Source organism: Streptomyces sp. NPDC001717 (genome assembly GCF_042892775.1).
Taxonomy (GTDB): domain Bacteria; phylum Actinomycetota; class Actinomycetes; order Streptomycetales; family Streptomycetaceae; genus Streptomyces.
In genome coordinates, this window is record NZ_JBIAUK010000032.1 from 55,000 (window position 1) to 68,993 (window position 13,994).

General features: G+C 73.7%; 10 protein-coding genes. 6 read left to right on the forward strand and 4 right to left on the reverse strand.

Annotated features, from left to right (window positions below; translation table 11 throughout):
- Positions 1-20 precede the first annotated feature (20 nt).
- Both ACFYZL_RS33745 and ACFYZL_RS33750 read left to right on the forward strand, forming a co-directional pair.
- Positions 21-1,616 (forward strand): ATP-binding protein, encoded by a 1,596-nt coding sequence (locus ACFYZL_RS33745; RefSeq protein ID WP_388684302.1) that lies wholly within the window; start codon positions 21-23, stop codon positions 1,614-1,616.
- Complete coding sequence (locus ACFYZL_RS33750; protein ID WP_384746645.1) at positions 1,613-2,326, forward strand: response regulator; 714 nt, start codon at positions 1,613-1,615, stop codon at positions 2,324-2,326. The genes ACFYZL_RS33745 and ACFYZL_RS33750 overlap by 4 nt, the downstream gene beginning before the upstream one ends.
- On the opposite strand, the gene ACFYZL_RS33755 is transcribed toward ACFYZL_RS33750, so the two are convergent.
- Complete coding sequence (locus tag ACFYZL_RS33755) at positions 2,308-3,129, reverse strand: tyrosinase family protein (protein ID WP_384746647.1); 822 nt, start codon at positions 3,127-3,129, stop codon at positions 2,308-2,310. The genes ACFYZL_RS33750 and ACFYZL_RS33755 overlap by 19 nt on opposite strands.
- Positions 3,126-3,506 (reverse strand): tyrosinase family oxidase copper chaperone, encoded by a 381-nt coding sequence (locus ACFYZL_RS33760; protein ID WP_384579166.1) that lies wholly within the window; start codon positions 3,504-3,506, stop codon positions 3,126-3,128. The genes ACFYZL_RS33755 and ACFYZL_RS33760 overlap by 4 nt, the downstream gene beginning before the upstream one ends.
- A gap of 276 nt (positions 3,507-3,782) precedes the next feature.
- Between ACFYZL_RS33760 and ACFYZL_RS33765 the strand changes: the two genes are divergently transcribed.
- Complete coding sequence (locus ACFYZL_RS33765; RefSeq protein ID WP_384746649.1) at positions 3,783-5,174, forward strand: glutamate decarboxylase; 1,392 nt, start codon at positions 3,783-3,785, stop codon at positions 5,172-5,174.
- A 180-nt stretch (positions 5,175-5,354) separates the two neighbouring features.
- On the opposite strand, the gene ACFYZL_RS33770 is transcribed toward ACFYZL_RS33765, so the two are convergent.
- Positions 5,355-7,778, reverse strand: a complete 2,424-nt coding sequence (locus tag ACFYZL_RS33770) for a Helicase associated domain protein (protein ID WP_388684307.1) — start codon at positions 7,776-7,778, stop codon at positions 5,355-5,357.
- Between the two features lie 135 nt (positions 7,779-7,913).
- On the opposite strand from ACFYZL_RS33770, the gene ACFYZL_RS33775 reads away from it, so the two are divergent.
- A complete protein-coding gene (locus ACFYZL_RS33775; RefSeq protein ID WP_384746653.1) occupies positions 7,914-8,828 on the forward strand; it encodes an NAD-dependent epimerase/dehydratase family protein in 915 nt (304 codons plus the stop codon).
- Positions 8,829-8,895: 67 nt separating this feature from the next.
- Positions 8,896-9,750 carry an RNA polymerase sigma-70 factor gene (locus ACFYZL_RS33780; protein ID WP_388684311.1) on the forward strand — a complete coding sequence of 285 codons (855 nt, stop codon included), beginning with the start codon at positions 8,896-8,898 and terminating at the stop codon, positions 9,748-9,750.
- Between the two features lie 6 nt (positions 9,751-9,756).
- On the opposite strand, the gene ACFYZL_RS33785 is transcribed toward ACFYZL_RS33780, so the two are convergent.
- Positions 9,757-11,358: a sigma-70 family RNA polymerase sigma factor gene (locus tag ACFYZL_RS33785; protein WP_384746657.1), complete on the reverse strand. Its 1,602-nt coding sequence runs from the start codon at positions 11,356-11,358 to the stop codon at positions 9,757-9,759.
- A gap of 302 nt (positions 11,359-11,660) precedes the next feature.
- On the opposite strand from ACFYZL_RS33785, the gene ACFYZL_RS33790 reads away from it, so the two are divergent.
- Positions 11,661-13,805, forward strand: coding sequence for a PIG-L family deacetylase (locus ACFYZL_RS33790; RefSeq protein WP_388684314.1), 2,145 nt, complete (start codon positions 11,661-11,663; stop codon positions 13,803-13,805).
- The last annotated feature ends 189 nt before the right edge of the window (positions 13,806-13,994 follow it).

A 13,994-nucleotide genomic window follows, 5' to 3' on the forward strand; every position in this document is an offset into this window, starting at 1 on the left:
CCCGGTGCACACTGAGCGCCATGTTCCGCTTCCCCCGGCCCCCGCGCAGTCTCGCCGGCCAGCTCTTCGCCATGCAGGTGCTGCTGGTCGCCGTGGTCGTCGCCGGGTGCGCCGTCTTCGCGTACGCCGGCGCGCGCGGCCAGGCCGAGGACGCCGCCCGGCGTCAGGCCGGGGCCGTGGCCCACGCGGTCGCCGACTCGCCGTCCGTGCGCGAGGCCGTACGGGGAGCCGCGCGCGGGACCGACCCCTCGACCGCCCTCCAGCCCTACGCGGAGAAGGTCCGCACCGACTCCGGCGTGGACTTCGTGACGATCATGGCCCCCGACGGCCGGCGCTGGACCCACCCCGACCCGAGGCGCATCGGCGAGCCCTACCTCGGCAACACCGCCCCCGCGCTGCGCGGCGAGACCTTCAGCGAGACCTACACCGGCACCCTCGGCCCCTCCATCCGCGTGGTCACCCCGCTCACCGACGGCGGCCGGATCGTCGGCCTCGTCAGCTCCGGGATCACCGTCCGGGCGATCAGCGACCGGCTCGCCGCGCAGCTCTCGGCGCTCGCCTGGGTCGCCGGCGGGGCGCTCGCCCTCGGCGGCCTCGGCACCTACGTGGTCAACGCCCGGCTGCGCCGTCACACGCACGGCATGAACGCGGCCGAGCTGAGCCGGATGTACGACTACCACCAGGCCGCCCTGCACGGCGTCCGTGAAGGGCTGCTGCTGCTCGACGGGCAGCGCAGGATCACCCTGATCAACGACGCCGGCCGCGAACTCCTGGGCCTGCGGGGCGCGATGACCGGCACGGGCGTCGCCGACCTGGGGCTGCCCGCCCCCCTGACGGGCGCGCTGCTCGCCGACCGGCCCCGGGTGGACGAGGTGCACCTGACCGCCGACCGGGTGCTCGTCGTCAACAGCTCGCCCGTGGCGGGCGGCGGCCGCCGCGGCACCGTCGTCACTCTGCGCGACCACACCGAACTCCAGGCGCTGACCGGCGAACTGGACCGGGAACGGGGATTCACCCAGGCCCTGCGTTCCCAGGCCCACGAGGCGGCCAACCGGCTGCACACCGTGGTCTCCCTGATCGAACTCGGGCGCGCCGACGAGGCGGTGGAGTTCGCCACCGCCGAACTGGAGCTCGCACAGGCGCTGACGGACCAGGTCATCGCCGCGGTCGGGGAGCCCGTACTCGTCGCGCTGCTGCTGGGCAAGGCCGCCCAGGCGCACGAGCGGGGCGTGGAGCTGGTCGTGACGCCCGACAGCCGCAGCCTCGCCGAGGGGGGTGACCTGCCGCCGGCCCGCGACCTGGTCACCGTGCTGGGCAACCTCATCGACAACGCGGCCGACGCCGTCACCTGCGTCCCCGGCGCGCGGATCGCGGTGACCCTGCGGCCCGAGGGGGACGAACTGCTCCTGCGGGTCGCCGACAACGGCCCCGGGCTGCCGGAGGGCGTCGACGTGTTCCGCCGGGGCTGGTCCGGCAAGGGCGAGGGGCGGGGTCTGGGTCTCGCGCTGGTGCGGCAGGTGGCGCAGCGGTACGGCGGGAGCGTGACCGCCGCCCAGGGTCCGGCCGGGGGCGCGGAGTTCACCGTACGGCTGCCTGCCCCGGGCGGTGCGCGATGACCGCGGCAGGGGGGAGCGCGGGCGAGGTGCGGGTGCTGATCGTCGAGGACGACCCGGTGGCCGCCGACGCGCACGCGCTGTACGTCGGGCGGGTGCCCGGATTCACGGCGGTCGGGGTCGCCCACTCGCTCGCCGAGGCCACCCGGCACCTGGAACGGACCCGGGTCGACCTGCTGCTGCTCGACCTCACCCTGCCCGACGGGCACGGACTGCGCTTCGCGCGCGGGCTGCGGGCCGCCGGGCACCCCGTCGACGTGATCGCGGTGACCTCCGCCCGGGACCTGGCCGTGGTCCGCGAGAGCGTTTCCCTCGGCGTGGTCCAGTACGTACTGAAGCCCTTCGCCTTCCCGACCCTGCGCGAACGGCTCCTGCGCTACGCCGAGTTCCGCCAGGCGGCGGGCGAGGCGGCCGGTCAGGACGACGTGGACCGGGCGATGGCCGCCCTGCGCGCCCCCCGCCCGGCCCAGCTCCCCAAGGGGCTGAGCGCGCCGACCCTGGACCGGGTCGCCGCCCTGCTGAGGGCGGCGACCGAGGGGTTGACCGCGGCGGGGGCGGCCGAGGCGGCCGGGATCTCCCGCATCACAGCCCGCCGCTACCTGGAGCACCTGGTGGACACCGGTCGCGCGGACCGGACCCCCCGGTACGGCCAGGTCGGCCGCCCCGAACTGCACTACCGCTGGCTGGCGGCGTCTCAGGCGTCGAACGTGTAGAACTTCCGGTGGTCCAGCATGTCCGCCGGAGTGACGTCGTTCCACGGCCGCATGGTGTCGTGCAGGTCCACCACGTTCGGGGTGCCCGCCGCCGGCAGGTAGGCGGACTGCGGGTGCAGGGCCTGCCAGTCGGCCCACAGCTTGTCCACGAAGGCGTGGTGCATCCAGAAGACCGGGTCGTTCGGGGACACCCCGGTCGACATCTGCCCGCCGACCCACACGTGCACCCGGTTGTGGAGGTTGGCGCCCCGCCAGCCCTCCAGGCTGTTGCGGAAGCCGCTCGAAGCGCTGTTCCAGGGGGCCGCGTCGTACACGGGGATGGCCAGTACGGCGTCCACCTCGGCCCGCGTCGGCAGCTCGGCGACGCCGGTGCCGAGGGCCCGGCGCAGGTACGCGCGCCCGTCCACCCGCACGTTCACGTTCCACTTGCCACCCGCGTGGGCGAACGGGCCGTCGAGGACCTGGCCGTCCCGGGCGCGGCCGGTGCCGCCGAGGAAGTCGGCGGCCCAGAGCGAGGAGCGCGAGGTGCGGTCGGCGGTCCAGTCCCAGTAGGGGAGCGAGACGTTCTTGTCGACCTTCTGCAGCTCCGCCTCGAACTCCAGCAGGAAGCGGCGGTGCCAGGGCAGGAAGGAGGGGGAGCGGTGACCGACGCGGTCGCCGGAGTCCGTGTCGGACATGATGAAGCCGTTGTGGGTGGTCACGAAGCGGTCGTACGTGCCGGTGCGCTTGAGCTCCAGCAGGGCCGCGGTGAAGGCGCGCTTCTCCTCGGCCGTGAGCGCGGCCTGGTTCTTGCGGACGGTCATGCCGCACCGCCGAACGGGGCGAGCTCGGAGCCCTGGAGGTCGCGGACCGCGGCGCGGGCGAGGGAGAGCGGGTCGGCAAAGGTCTCGTAGTGGTTGACCACGCTGATCCAGCTGCCGTCGGCGTTGCGCATCACGTGCAGCTCGCGGCCGTCTATCCGGACGGTGGGCAGTCCGGCGCCGTGGTGGCCGCCGTGGTGGCCGCCCCCGTCCTGGGTTATCCGGATGCGGCGGCCCTGGTAGACCTCTTCGGTGGCCGTGCCCGAGGTCGTCGGGGTCGTGGCCGGGGTGGCGTTCGCGGCGGTGGCCGCCACGCCTAATGCGGTGAGTGCGCCGGCAGTGGTGCCTGCCAAGGCCTGTCGGCGGGTGATCTTGTTCATGACCGAAGAGGTATCAGGGCGAAGAAGACCACTGGCCGATATCCGGACATCCATGGATAAGTTGCCGGTAGAACAAGTTGGATGATCTTCCCGTTCGAGCCGGCTCCAGTGGTCCGAACGGGAAGACCTGCGGGTGAAACCCTACTCGACAGTAAATCCTCCGGTCGAACCGGCGGGCTATGGAGGGGGTCACATCGTCGAGTCGGCCGGAAGCGGCGGTGCGTGCCGACCGACTGCCGCCGAGATTCCTTACCTTCTGTCCCATATAGTCCCGATATGCCTCTTCATGAGACGAAAGACGAAGGCGCGCTCGACGCCTGGACGGATGTGTTCGCCTCCGCGCTGAGCGGTCAGATCCTCCCCAAGTACCGGATCCCGGAAGAGCACTCGCCCACCGAGGTGGTCTACCAGCTCCTCCACAACGAGCTCCTCCTCGACGGCAACGCCGCCCAGAACCTGGCCACCTTCTGCACCACCTGGTCGGACGACGGCGTGCACCGCCTGATGAACGAGTGCCTCGACAAGAACATGATCGACAAGGACGAGTACCCGCAGACCGCCGAGATCGAGGAACGCTGCGTCAACATCCTCGCCGACCTGTGGAACGCCCCCGCCGGAACCACCGCCACCGGCTGCTCGACCACCGGCTCCAGCGAGGCCGCCATGCTCGGCGGACTCGCCCTCAAGTTCCGCTGGCGCGAGCGCCGCCGCGCCCAGGGCCTGCCCGTGGACCGCCCCAACCTGGTGTGCGGCCCGGTCCAGATCTGCTGGGAGAAGTTCGCCCGCTACTTCGACGTCGAACTGCGCCCGGTCCCCCTGGAGCCCGGAGCCACCGGCCTGCGCGCCCACCAGCTCGCCGACTACGTGGACGAGAACACCATCGGCGTCGTCGCCATCATGGGCGTGACCTACACCTGCGACTACGAGCCCGTCGCCGAGTTCTCCGCCGCCCTCGACGCGATCCAGGCCGAGCACGGCTGGGACATCCCCATCCACGTCGACGGCGCGAGCGGCGGCTTCGTCGCGCCCTTCCTCCACCCCGACGTGGTGTGGGACTTCCGGCTGCCGCGCGTGGCCTCGATCAACACCTCCGGGCACAAGTACGGACTCGCACCCCTCGGCGTCGGCTGGATCGTCTGGCGCACCGCCGACCTGCTCCCCGCCGACCTCGTCTTCAACGTGGACTACCTCGGCGGCGACATGCCGACCTTCGCCCTCAACTTCTCCCGCCCCGGCGGCGAGGTCATCGCCCAGTACTACCTCTTCCTGCGCCTGGGTCGCGGCGGCTACCGGCGCGTCCAGCAGGCCTGCGCCGACACCGCCCAGTACCTCGCCGGCGAGATCGCCGCCATGGGCCCCTTCACCCTCCTGTACGACGGCCAGGGCGGCCTCCCCGCCGTCTCCTACACGCTCACCGACCCGGCGGGATCCCCCTTCACCCTCTACGACCTCTCCGACCGGCTGCGCATGCGCGGCTGGCAGGTGCCCTCGTACCCGCTGCCGCCCGCCCGCGACGACACCGTGATCCAGCGGGTGCTCATCCGGCACGGCGTGACCCGCGACCAGATCGCCCTCCTCGTGGCCGACCTGCGCCGGGCCGTCGAACACCTCACCGCCACGCCCCCGCCCGCACCCGCGACCGAGCCGCGGTCGGGCTTCCACCACTGAGGCCCCGCACCGGCACCGCCTAGTGCTCTGGCCGGAAAGGTTTGCCGACTCGCGGCGTCCGGTGCGGTGCATCGCAAGGCGGAGGGCCACGGCTCGTACTGGACGTACTTGCGTGGCCCGACAACGCGGCGAGGTGCCGTGCCGGGCGTCGTGAGGCGGTGAACCTTTCCGGTCAGAGCACTAGCCGGACGCCGACCAGCGCATGCCCAGTGCGTCGAGCGCCGCCACCCGCTCCGGGGTGAGCGAGCCCGCGCGGGAGCGCTGGTTGGCGATCCAGGCCCCCAGCCGCACCTCCTGGTCGCCGACCGGCTCCACGTGCTTGCGCGGCACCCTGAGGTGCCGCTCGCGCTGGTGGAACCGCCGGGCCGCCTCCAGATGGGCCGCCCACGCCTCGGCGTGGCTGCGGCGCGGCCGCGGACGCTCCGCCTCGCTCGCCGGGGTCACGCCCAGGGTGTGCTCCAACAGCCAGCGCTGCGCCCACGACAGCCGCTCCCAGTTCAGCCGCTGGGCACGGACCCACACGCCCAGGTCCTCGCCCTGGGCCAACACCTCACCCGGCGCGAGCGGCAACCGGCCGCCCGCGTCCAGGTGCACCCGGGTCAGGTGGAAGGCGCGCTGCCAGGAGATCTCCCAGTCCGGGCACCAGGAGGCGTCGATGGCCTCCAGCGCCTCGCGCCGCTCCGGCGACAGCGCCCCCGGACCCTCCCGGCGGGCCGCGGCCCGCTGGTTCTTCACCCACACCCCGACCGGCGCGCCGCCCCAGGTGGCGTCCGCGGGCGGCAGCAGGTGCCCGTGCTCCGCCGCCCAGGCGCGGGCCGCCGAGAGCCCTTCCGCGAAGGCCACGTCGAAGTGGCTCCACACCATGCCCAGCGCGTCGAGCTCGGCCGCCCGCTCCCGGCCGAGCGCGCCCCGGCGGTAGGTGCGCCGCACGTCCGCGATCCACTGGCCGAGCGGGAAGCGGGCGAGCCCGGGCGGCCAGGCCTCGTCGCCCGTCGGCGCCTTGAAGCCGAACGGGACCTTCAGGTCCCCGGCCGCGGCGGCGTAGATCCGGGCGGCCTCGACCCCACGCCGCCAGTGCTCGTGCTCCGGGTTCAGGACGCGCAGCCGGACGAAGGCGGCCAGCAGCGCCGGATCCCGCGGCGTGGAGAAGCTCAGCAGCCCCTCGGCGCCGCCGCCGGGGCCGCCCGGCGCCGCCGCGGCGCCCTGGGTCCCGCCCGGCACCTGCGGCTGGGCCAGCGACTCGACGAGCCGGGTGTCGTGCGCGCGCAGCGCCTCCAGCAGCCGCGCCAGGTCCCCGTACGCCCGGGAGGTCAGCATCTCCGCCGGACTCTCGCCCGGCCCCAGCAGCACCGGCACCACCAGCGAGGCGACCTTCCCCTCCCCGGGACGGATCCGCAGCGCCCGCCCGACGGCCTGCACCAGGTCGGGCATGGAGCCCCGTACGTCGGCCCAGAAGACGGAGTCGCACTCCTTGGTGTCGACCCCCTCGCCCAGCACCCGGACGCTGCCGAGGAACGCCTTCTCGGCGACCCGCGGATCGGCGAACGCGCCCAGCACCCGCCGCCGCTGCGCGGCCGAGTGCTGCCCGCACAGCCAGTCCGCCCACACCCGACGGGGATACACCGGGCGCGGGGCGCGGCTCGTCAGCCGCAACCGCGCGGCCACCGCCGGCAGACCGGCCGCGAACGCCTCGGCCTCCTTGGTCAGGTGATGGAAGACCAGCGTCCGCCGGAACCCCTGGTGCACCGCGGCCTTCACGAGCGCCGTCTGCAGCGCGGCGAGCCGGGCCCCGCGCACCTCGTCCGAGCGCCCGTCACGGCCCATCAGCACGGCCGCCTGGAAACCCGGATCGGTCACGTCCACGCACACCACCCGGTACGGGGCGCAGATCCCCCGGTCGATGGCCTCGGACAGCGAGAGCGTGTAACAGCGGGCGCCGAACGGCCCCCGCGGATCGTCCTCCATCGAGGCGACCAGTTCGCCGCGCCCCTTGGCACCGCTGCCGCCGCCCTCCTCCTCGCTCTCCTCGCCGTCCTGCCAGACCCGGGGCGTGGCCGTCAGGTAGAGCCGACGGAGTGCGGGGATCCGCGTGTTGTCGTGGACCACCGCCCAGGGCTTCCCGATCCGCCCGGAGGTGCGGTGCGCCTCGTCGACCACGACCAGGTCCCACCCGGGCAGCCCGGCCAGGTGCGCCCGCTCGACGATGCCCAGACCGAGCGAGGCGTACGTCGCGAACACGGTCACCCGGTCCACCGAAGGGCCGCACCAGCGGGCCAGCTCCGCCGGATCGGTGGTCGTGGGCACCCCCGCGTCCTCCCCGCGCAGCGAGCACACGGCGAGGGACCGCCCGGTGCGACCGCCGTCCCGCCAGGCCGCGGCCGTCTGCACCAGCAGGTCCAGTGAGGGCACCAGTACGAGGACCCGCCCGGCCCGCAGCTCCTCGGCCGAGCGGACGGCGACGAGGGACTTCCCCGACCCCGTCGCCATGATCACCTGGGTGCGCAGCCCGGCCTCCGGGACCCGGCCCCCGGCGGGCAGCTCCAGGGCCCGCACCACCGCGTCGACGGCCTCACGCTGGTGCGGGCGCAGCTGCTTCCTCGCCACCTGACTCACCCCACCCCTGTGATCTGCTGATTCGTCTCCAGCTCCTATCCTGCCCTGATTTTGACGCAGGCGCCCGGAAGTGCGTGACACGGCTCACACCAGAGAGCGTCAAGTCTGGTCGGCTTCTCTTGTCCCATGGACATGAACGAGACCAAGAACGTACTGCTGGCCGGGGCGAGCGGAGTCCTGGGACGCCACATCACCGAGGCGCTCACCCGCGACGGACACACCGTGGTCAGCCTCGGCCGGGGCGCGGGCGCCGACGTCCGCGCCGACCTGATGGACCGCGACGGGCTGCTGCGCGCGGTCGACGGCCTCAAGGTCGACACCGTCGTGCACGCCGCGACCGCACTGCGCGAGGCACCGATGCGGCACAAGGACGTGTTCGCCACCGACGACCTGCGGCTCACCGGCACCAAGCACCTGATGGAGGCCGCCCGCATCGTCGGCGCCCGCCGCGTCATCTCCGAGTCGATGGTCTTCGGCTACGGCTACCGCGACTTCGGCGACCACGTCATCACCGAGGAGGCCGACCCCTACGCCCCGATCGGCGACCCGGCCGTGGAACGCCACCTCGAAGGCATGCGGGTCAAGGAACAGCTGATCCTCGGCGACCCGGACATCGAGGGGATCGCGCTGCGCTTCGGCCTCTTCTACGGCGCCGGCGGAACCGAATCGTTCGTCGAGCTGCTGCGCAAGCGGAAGATCGCGGCGGTCGCCGACCGGGGCAGGGTGCTGCCCTGGGTCGACCTCGCCGACGCCGGCCGCGCCGTGGCCCTCGCCGTCGAAGGCGGCCGCGCGGGGGAGGCGTACAACATCGTCGACGACACCCCGATGGGCTTCGGAGGGTACGTGAAGAAGGTCGCCGAGGCCTTCGGGACCCCGAAGCCGCCGACCGTGCCCGCCTGGCTGATGCGCCCCGTGTCCTACGTCCACCGGGTCGTCAACACGAACATGCGCGTCTCCAACGCCAAGGCGAGGGCCGCTCTCGGATGGGCGCCGAGCCACCCCGGATGCACCGAAACCCTCCGGGCGCTCGCGGCGAAGTGAGCCGGAAAGCGAGACGGACGCCGGCCGGACCTTGATCGTCCGGCCGGGCGGTGCCACCGTGTCGATCATGACTGACCCCTTCGAGGAGCACCGGCGCCTGCTGTTCGCGGCCGCCTACCGCATGCTGGGCAGCGTCGCCGACGCCGAGGACATCGTGCAGGACGCCTGGCTGGCCTGGCACCGCGCCGACCGGGCGTCCGTCGAGAACCCCAGGGCGTACCTGGTGCGCACCGTCACCAACCTCAGCCTGAACCGGCTGGGGTCGGCCCGGGTCGTCCGCGAGACGTACGTCGGGCCCTGGCTCCCCGAACCCCTCCTCACCGCGCCCGACATAGCGGAGGAGGCCGAGTTGGCCGACACCGTCTCGATGGCGGTCCTGGTCGTCCTGGAGACCCTGACCCCCACCGAGCGGGCCGTGTTCGTGCTCCGCGAGGTGTTCGGCTACTCCTACGCGGAGATCGCCGAGGTCGTCGGGAAGTCCGCGGCGGCCGTCGGCCAGTGCGCGCACCGGGCCCGCGAACACGTGCGCTCCCGCCGCCCCCGCTTCACCGCCGACGCCGCAGAACAGCGCGAGATCGCCGAGAAGTTCCGCGCGGCCTGCGCCGGCGGAGACCTGGGCGAGGTGCTCGCGCTCCTCGCCCCCGACGTCGTCTCCTGGTCGGACGGCGGCGGCGTCGTCACGGCCGCCCGCCGCCCGCTGCACGGCCCGGACCACGTCGCCCGCTGGTTCCTCGGCGTCCTGGCCAAACCCGAGGTCCGGGGAGTCGAGATGCACCCCGCCGAGATCAACGGCGAGCCGGGCCTGCTGCTGGTGTACGGCGGCGTGAACGCCGGCGCCCTCACCTTCGAGGCCGTCGACGGCCGGATCACCGCGCTGCGCCTCGCGATCAACCCGCGGAAGCTGCGCGGCATCCAGGCCTGAGGCGCCCTACCGGGCGCCGAAGTTCTGCGTCCACCAGGGGCCGCCCGCCCCCTGGTGGATGCCCACCCCGATGTCCTTGAAGGAACAGTTGAGGATGTTCGCCCGGTGGCCCGGGCTGTTCATCCAGGAGTCCATGACCGACTTCGCCGTCTGCTGGCCCCGCGCGATGTTCTCCCCGTAGGTCGACCAGCGGTACCCGGCCGCGGTCGTCCGGTCGCCCGGGTCCTTGCCGTCGGGGTTGGTGTGGTCGAAGAAGTTCCGCGCCGCCATGTCGTCGGAGTGCCCCTGGGCGGCGGCCCGCAGCTGCGAGTCCTCCTTCAGGGGGCCGCAACCGGCCGTCGCCCGCTCGGAGTTCACCAGGGCTATCACCTGCCCGGCCATGCCCTGCGGCGCCGGCGCCGGCGGGGGAGCGGAGGTCTTCTTGGCCGGGGACGCCGAGGTCTTCGCCGGGGTGGGGCTCGGGCTCGGGCTCGCGGAGGCTGACGCCGAAGCCGAGGCGGAGGGCGACGGAGAGGCGGAGGCCGACGGGGAGGGCGGCGCGGCGGCGGACTCGGTCGCCGAGAGCGCGGCCAGCGGGGCGGGCGCGTCCGCGTCCTTCTCGCCGCCGGAACCGGGAAGCGTGCCCAGGTACACGAGGCCGCCGCCCGCCACGCACGCCGCGAGCACCGCCGCGCCGACCACCCGGCGGCGCTGCCGGCGCCGCTTGCGCAGCCGGCCCCGACCGCCGTCCCCGGTCCCGCCGGCCGTGGCGCCCACCTCGGCGAGCTCGCCCGGGCCCGCGTCGTAGGCGGCGGCGGTGGGGGCGAAGCCGGTCGCCCCGGCCGTACGCGTCCACGCTGCCAGCGCCGCCGAAAGCGGTACGAGCGCCAGCCCGGCCAGCAGCCCCTCCGCCGGGACCAGGCCGCTCCACAGCCCGGAGCACCGGACGCACTCGCGCGCGTGGCGGGCTATTCGCTTGCGCCACAGCGCGGACGGCTCCCCGTCCCAGGTCGCCACCACGGCCCGCAGCTCCTCGCACCGCGGCTGCGCGTCCAGCGCCCGCTCGACCACCCGCGCCGACTCCAGCTGCGCCTTCATCCGCTGCACCCGCACCGCCGCGTGCTGCGTCGGCAGTTCCAGGGCGGTGGCCACCTCGGCGCGGGTCAGCTCCCCGGCGCACTCCAGCCACCACAGCGACAGCAGCGCCCGGTCGTCGGGCTCCAGCCAGCGCGTGGCGCGGGCCGTCTCGCGCCGCTGGCCCGACAGGTTCAGGCGTACGACGGTCAGGTCGACGAAGTCGGCCCCCGGGTCGGCCACGTCGTCGGCCGCGTCCAGGGCGGCGCTCTGGCCGAAGCCGCTCTGCCGGTCCTGCCAGTGCGCCCGGACCCGGTTCATCGCGATCGCCACCAGCCAGGACCGGAAGCTCTCGTCCGAGCGCAGGCCGCCGAGCCCGTCGAGGGCGCGCAGCATGGTGTCCTGGACCACGTCGTCCACGTCGACGGACCCGTTCAGGGCCCGCCCGACGATGTTGTAGACCAGCGGCAGATGGGTGGCGACGAGCTCGTCCTGCGCCCGCGAATCGCCCGCGCGGGCCGCTGCCACCAGCGCTGCCGTCTGCTGAGTACTCATGTGATGTCCCTGTCCGTACCGGCGGTCGATGATGCCCAATACCTGGGAGACCGTCGAGAGGGGCCCCGATAACAGTTATCCGGAATCTTTTCTCTCCCGACATTCGAGAACGGCCAAAAGGGGCAAATGGGCTAAACCGCCCAATCAACTCCCTTCCCGTCATATGCCCCTTGATGCTGTGTCAGCGGCAATCGTGCGAGGCATAATCGGAACCGTCGTCTCCGGAAGCGGTGGAGCCATGGGGGCACGGACCGATCTCCCAGGCGGACTTCCGCACCGACCGACCCCCAAGGCACTCGTAGATGTCCCTGGCCAGCCGCCCCCGCCTCGCGGCCCTGCTCGCCGCGATCACCGTCGGCGTCGCCGGGACGACCGCCTGGGCCTACGGACACGTGACCGGTCGAGAGTCGGACGGCGCTGAGGCGTTCGTCACACCGAGCGTGACCGAGGGCTCCGCGCTCCAGGTCGTCGCGCACCCCGACGACGACCTCTTCTTCATGAACCCCGACCTGAGCCGCTCCATATCGACGGGCATCAAGGTCACCACCGTCTACCTCACCTCCGGTGAGTCCGACGGCAGGAACGAGGCCCACAGCCCGCACCTGCAGGACGCCGCCGGCCCCGCCGACCGCGCCGCCTACGCGGAGGCCCGGCAGAACGGCATACGCGCCGCCTACGCGGAGATGGCCACCGGCGAACGCACCAGCGCCTGGCGGCGCACTTCCATACCCACCGCCGGCGGGGGCAGCGCGGAGGTGGACGTGCTCGTCGCCAGGCCCGAGGTCAACCTGGTGTGGATGCAGCTCCGCGAGGCCCGCAGCATCTCCGGGGACAACCCGGACAGCCTGCGCGGACTCTGGGACGGCAAGGTGCCCGCCCTGGGGGCGCAGCTGACCTCCGGGACGCCGGTCAAGCTCTCGTTCTCGTACACCAAGGACCAGGCCGTGGCCGCCATCGCGGACGTGTTCGCACGGTACGAGCCGACGACGATACGGACGCAGGACCCGACCCCCGGCAGGACGGAAGCGGGCACCTTCCTCGACCATCAGGACCACGTGTACGGCGCCCGCTTCGTACAGGCCGCCGCCGAGCGCTACGCGAAGTCCGCCGACCGGCCGCATTTCTCGGTCCAGAACTACGTGAGCTACCCGAACAGCTCGCTGCCCCCGACGCTCGACCCGCGGACCGCCGAGGAGAAGCTCGGCTACCTCAAGACCTACGCCTGGATGGACCACCAGGACTGGTGCGGCAGCCCCGCCGGCTGTGGAGACCGCAAGACCGCGACCCGGCCCACCGGCGCGGGCTGGAGCCAGACCATCCGCTACAGCCGGGGCGACGGAACGTCCTGGCTGACCGAAGGCACCCGGGGCCGGCTGTGGGCCTTCGCGGTACTGGACGGCCGGATGGCGTACTGGTCGCGCACCGGCGCGCAGGCACCCTGGCAGGGCCCCCGGTTCCTTCCCGGCACCGGCCCCGGCACCGTCGTCGACGCCGGCGCGAAGGCGGTACGGCTGCCCGACGGCAGGATCGCCGTGTTCGCCACCCGTACGACCCTGGGCGCGACGGCCCAGGACTACGCCAGGGACGTCGTGTACGCCGTACAGGCCGCGGCCGACGGGGCGTTCGGCCCGTGGCGATCCCTGGGCACCCCCGACACCACCGACATATCCGGCACCTCGGCCATCAGCGGACCGGCCGTCGCGGTCGATCCGACGGGCCGGATGACGGTGTACGTACGCGATTCCGCGCGCACGCTGCGCGCCCGGGCACAGACGGCCGAGGGCGGCTCGTTCGGCGCCTGGGAGGAACTGGGCGGCGCCGGCCTCCAGGGCGATCCGGTCACCGCGACCGACGGATCGGGGCGGCGGCACGTGTACGCGGCGACCTCCGGGTCCGTCCTGGCCTGGGTCCGGTCGGCACCGGGCGAACCGGTCGACGGCCCGTTCCCGACCGGGCTGCCGCAGACCACGGGCGTGCTCTCGGCGAGCCCGGAAGGCGACGGAGTCCGGCTGTTCTTCCGCCGGCCCGGCACCGGGAACGTCTGCACGAGCCTGGCCGGCCCGGGCGACCCCGCGCCGGAGTTCTCCCCGGTCGCCGAGGAGGGCGGGCTGGGCGGTTACGGCGCGGTCGGCGTCGCGGGCCATCTGCTCGCGGGCCGCGCGGACTCGGGCACGGCCGGATCGGCGGTCACGGACGGTCCGCGCTCCTGGCAGCAGTCCCAGATGCTCTACACCGGGGCACCGGCGGCCGTGGCCGAGACGTCCGGAACGGCCGTCGCGGCGGTCCTCGGCCTGGACGCCGAACTCCACCTCGTCAGCGAGGCCCCGCCGACCGAGCGGCGCGGCAGCCGCTCCTCCTCCCCGTGGCACAGGGCGGTCCCGCCCCGGCCGCACGCGCAGGACGGGAGCGCCGATCGGACCGTCGCCGGGGGACCCCCGCTGCGGTGACCCGCGCAGACCCGAGCGACCCCGGGACCCCGGGTGGCAGCGGGGGCCGGGGCGGGCGACGATGACGGCCGGACCACCTCGCGGGGAGAGCGAACGCCCCGCGGCGTGACGGAGGCCGCACCCCCTCGCGGGAGGGCGGCACATCGATCCCACCCACCGGCGATCGGGGCCCTCATGACCCCTTCCTCC

Coding starts and splice junctions, on each gene's coding strand:
- ACFYZL_RS33765 (WP_384746649.1), top strand. CDS start 3,783: ATGCCTCTTCATGAGACGAAAGACGAAGGCGCGCTCGACGCCTGGACG.
- ACFYZL_RS33760 (WP_384579166.1), bottom strand. CDS start 3,506: ATGAACAAGATCACCCGCCGACAGGCCTTGGCAGGCACCACTGCCGGC.
- ACFYZL_RS33790 (WP_388684314.1), top strand. CDS start 11,661: ATGTCCCTGGCCAGCCGCCCCCGCCTCGCGGCCCTGCTCGCCGCGATC.
- ACFYZL_RS33745 (WP_388684302.1), top strand. CDS start 21: ATGTTCCGCTTCCCCCGGCCCCCGCGCAGTCTCGCCGGCCAGCTCTTC.
- ACFYZL_RS33780 (WP_388684311.1), top strand. CDS start 8,896: ATGACTGACCCCTTCGAGGAGCACCGGCGCCTGCTGTTCGCGGCCGCC.
- ACFYZL_RS33785 (WP_384746657.1), bottom strand. CDS start 11,358: ATGAGTACTCAGCAGACGGCAGCGCTGGTGGCAGCGGCCCGCGCGGGC.
- ACFYZL_RS33755 (WP_384746647.1), bottom strand. CDS start 3,129: ATGACCGTCCGCAAGAACCAGGCCGCGCTCACGGCCGAGGAGAAGCGC.
- ACFYZL_RS33775 (WP_384746653.1), top strand. CDS start 7,914: ATGGACATGAACGAGACCAAGAACGTACTGCTGGCCGGGGCGAGCGGA.
- ACFYZL_RS33750 (WP_384746645.1), top strand. CDS start 1,613: ATGACCGCGGCAGGGGGGAGCGCGGGCGAGGTGCGGGTGCTGATCGTC.